Source organism: Streptomyces prasinopilosus, assembly GCF_001419695.1.
Taxonomy (GTDB): domain Bacteria; phylum Actinomycetota; class Actinomycetes; order Streptomycetales; family Streptomycetaceae; genus Streptomyces; species Streptomyces prasinopilosus.
This window is the reverse complement of record NZ_LIRG01000448.1, coordinates 1-3742: the sequence shown is the minus strand read 5'-3', so window position 1 is coordinate 3742 and position 3742 is coordinate 1. Positions and strand designations below refer to the sequence as shown.

At 74.7% G+C, this 3742-nt stretch carries 4 protein-coding genes; all 4 read left to right on the top strand.

Annotated features, from left to right (window positions below; translation table 11 throughout):
• The coding region (locus AOK18_RS19010; RefSeq protein WP_157865125.1) for an aminotransferase class I/II-fold pyridoxal phosphate-dependent enzyme at positions 1–1299 on the top strand (1299 nt) is incomplete at its 5' end.
• Positions 1300–1497: 198 nt separating this feature from the next.
• Positions 1498–1806 carry a hypothetical protein gene (locus tag AOK18_RS19005; protein WP_055574518.1) on the top strand — a complete coding sequence of 103 codons (309 nt, stop codon included), beginning with the start codon at positions 1498–1500 and terminating at the stop codon, positions 1804–1806.
• Entirely contained in the window at positions 1803–2951 is a 1149-nt protein-coding gene (locus AOK18_RS19000) for a class II histone deacetylase (protein ID WP_055695153.1), read from the top strand. The genes AOK18_RS19005 and AOK18_RS19000 overlap by 4 nt, the downstream gene beginning before the upstream one ends.
• A partial coding sequence (locus AOK18_RS18995; RefSeq protein WP_107100361.1) for a thioesterase II family protein occupies positions 2944–3742 on the top strand: 799 nt, incomplete at its 3' end. The genes AOK18_RS19000 and AOK18_RS18995, both read left to right, overlap by 8 nt.

The window sequence follows — 3742 nt, the reverse complement described above, 5'->3', positions numbered from 1 at the left end:
GGGTGCGCCGGGGTGTGCGGGCTGCGGTGCGGGGCTCCCGGGGAGCCCCGCACCGCAGCCCGCACACCCCGGCGCACCCTCCCCGGCCGCCTCTCCGACCGGCCCGGCGGGACGTTCCTGGACGGGCGCATCGACGCCCTCTCGGCGGAGGACCGCCTCGTCGTCGCCCGGGACGAGTACTTCTACGAGCCGGTCGTCGAGGAGGCCCGGGGCGCCCGCATCCGGTTCGACGGCCGCTGGTACCTCAACTTCGCCTCGTACAGCTACCTCGGGCTCATCGGGCACGACTACATCGAACAGCAGGCGCTGCGCGCCGTGGAGCGGCACGGGACCGGGGCGCACGGCGTGCGGCTCCTCGCCGGCACCCTGCACCTGCACCGGGAACTGGAGCTCGCGCTGGCCCGGTTCCTCGGCACCGAGGACGCCGTCGTCTTCTCCAGCGGCTACATCACCAACGTGGCGACCGTGGGCGCGCTGGTCGGCCCCGGCGACGTCGTCATCGGCGACGTCTACAACCACGCCAGCATCCTCGACGGCTACCGGCTGTCGGGCGCCGAGGTCGTCACGTACGCGCACAACGACCTCGCCGACCTGGAGCGCGCCCTGCGGAAGGCGGGGGACGCGGGCCGGCTGGTGGTCACCGACGCCGTCTTCAGCATGGACGGCGACGTGGCCGACCTGCCGGGCATCGTCGAGCTGTGCGAGCGCTACGACGCCCCGCTCATGGTGGACGAGGCGCACAGCCTCGGGGTGCTCGGCCGCACCGGGCGCGGCATCACCGAGCACTTCGGCATCGATCCGGACCGCGTCGACGTGAAGATGGGCACGCTGTCCAAGACCGTGCCCAGCGCGGGCGGTTACGTCGCCGGGTCACGCGACCTCGTCTTCGCGCTGAAGAACAACGCGCGCGGCTGGATGTTCTCCGCGGCCGCGACACCGGCCCAGGTGGCGGCGGCCAAGGCGGCGATCGAGGTGATCGACGCCGCGCCGCACCTCCCCGGCGAGCTGCGGGCCAGGACCACCCACTACCGGGAGCGGCTGCGGGCGCTGGGCTTCGACACGCTCACCGGTGAGACGCCGGTCGTGCCGATCATCTGCCGCAGCGCCGAGCAGGCGGGGGCCATGGCCCGCGCCTGCCAGGCCGACGGCCTGTTCGTCCAGCCGATCGTCTACCCGGCGGTCCCGCGGACGCTGCCGCGGCTGCGGACCATCGTCAACCTCAGCCACACCGAGGCCGACCTGGACACCGCCGTCGCGACGCTGGAGAAGGCGGGCCGGGCCTGCGGCCTCCTCACCTGACCGGCCCGGACCCGGACGCGGCCCCGGCCGGCCCCGATCCACCGCCCCGCGCACCACCGCACCGCACACCATCGCACCCCGCCCGACCACGACCACCGCCACGAGCACGACCACCGCCACGAGCACGACCACCGCCACGACCACCGCCACGAGCACGGCCGACGACGGTCACGGCCACGACGACCAGGGGGAACGGACATGACGGACACCGACAAGACGGCGTTCTTCTCCGCGGTACTGAAGACCATCGCCTCGACCCGCAACCACGGCACCGACCAGGACGAGCACACCAGGGGAGTGGTGGAGCCGGCCGCGCGCATCCGCGCCGTCGAGGAGGAGACCGGCGAGCGGCCCCTCACCCCCGGCGAGACCGGCGAGGTCCTCGACCTGCTGGAGACCACGTTCCGCGCCAAGCGCACCCCGGACGAGGAGCGCGAGTACTACCTCCGGTACATCGAGCGGGTCTCCGGCGTCAGCCGGGCCTCCCTGGACGTGTCGGCCCGGTGAACGCGCCCGACCTCGCCTGGTACAGCCACGAGATGTGCTTCTGGCACGACCCCGGGCCCGGCTCGGGGTACGTGCCGGTGGGACCGGGCGTCGAACCGCTCCGCCAGTTCGCGGTCGACCCCGATCTGCGCCGGGCGCAGGGCCTGGTCGAGGTGTCGGGCGTGCTGGACCGCTACACCCGCGTCACGCCCGCGCCCGCCTCCGACGAGGACCTGCTGCTGGTGCACGTACCGGAGCACATCGACCGCGTCGAGGCCGCGTCGGCGTCCGGCGGGGGCGACGCCGGCGTGTACGCGCAGGTCAACTACCACAGCGCGCAGGCCGCGAGGCTCGCCGCGGGTGCCGCGGTGCAGGCCGCCGAGCAGGTCCTGGACGGGCGGTTCGGGCGGGCGTACTGCCTGGTCCGCCCGCCCGGCCACCACGCCGAACCCGACCGGGCGATGGCCCTGTGCCTCTACAACAACGTCGCCGTCGCCGCGCGGGCCGCGCAACGCCGCGGGGCGCGCCGCGTGATGATCCTCGACTGGGACGTGCACCACGGCAACGGCATCCAGCGGGTGTTCTACGACGACCCGGACGTGCTGTACGTGTCGATCCACCAGGACGGGCTCTTCCCGGCGGCGTCCGGCCTGCTCCGGGAGACGGGCGCGGGCGCCGGCACGGGCAGCACGCTCAACGTCCCGCTGCCGCCGGGCACGGGGCACGACGCCTACCTCGCCGCCGTCGGCCGGATCGTGGAGCCGGCGGCCCGCGCGTTCCGTCCCGAGCTGATCCTGGTCGCGGCGGGCGTCGACGCGAGCGGGCACGACCCGATGGGCCGGATGCTGTGCACCAGCCGGACGTTCCACGCCATGACGTCGGCGCTGTGCCGCCTCGCCGACGAACTGGCCGGGGGCAGGATCGTCTTCGTCCACGAGGGCGGCTACTCGGCGTGGTACCAGCCGATGCTCGTCCTCGGCACGGCGAGCGCGATCGCCGGCCTGCCCGCCCCGCAGGATCCGTTCCTGCACGCGCTCGACCACCTGCCGGGCCAGCGCCTGCAACGCCACCAGGCCAGGGTGCTGGAGCACCTGGAGGCCCGGCACCCCCTGCTGACCGGCCACCCGGCCGCCGCCGGAACGGGAGGGGGCGGGGCCGGTGGGTGACTGGTGGACGACCCTCGGCGCCGGCGCCCGCCCGGCGCCCCGGTTCCGCGTGGTGGCCTTCCCGCACGCCGGCGGATGGCCCTCCGCGTTCCACTCCTGGGGGCGGGTCCTGCCCGCGGACGTCGAACTCGTCGTCGCCCAGCTGCCGGGCCGCGGCGCCAGGATCGGCGAACCGCCGCAGACCCGCGTCGGACCCCTCGTCGACGCGCTCGTCCGGGACCTCGCGGACCTGCCCCGCCTGCCGTACGCGGTCGTCGGCCACAGCTTCGGCAGCGTGCTCGCGTACGAACTCACCCGGGCCATGGAGCAGAAGGGGCTCGCGCCGCACCTGCTGGCCGTCTCGGCGCGGCAGGCCCCGTGCTTCCCGAGCGAACCCCCCTTCGCCCACCTGAGGAGCGACGCCGAACTGCTGGAACACCTGCTGGACATCGGCGGCATCACCCCGCAGCTGATGAGCCGGGACGACCTGGTCCGGCCGTCGCTGCGCGCCATCCGCGCCGACCTGGAGGCGATGGAGCACTACGAGCGGCCGCTGTCGGGCACCGGCGTGCCCGTCCTGGCGCTCGGGGCGTCCGACGACCCCGTCGTCGTCGCCGAACGGCTGCACCTGTGGTCCCTGGAGACCACCGGCGCCTTCAGCCGCCTGATGTTCACCGGCGGCCACTTCTACCTCTACGAACCCGCGAACGCCCTGTCCGTCGCCCGCCGTCTGACAGCGGGCCGCCCCGGCGCACCGGACACCGGCCTCCCGCACCCGGGACGCGTTCCCCGCGCGTCCCGGGTGCGGGAGG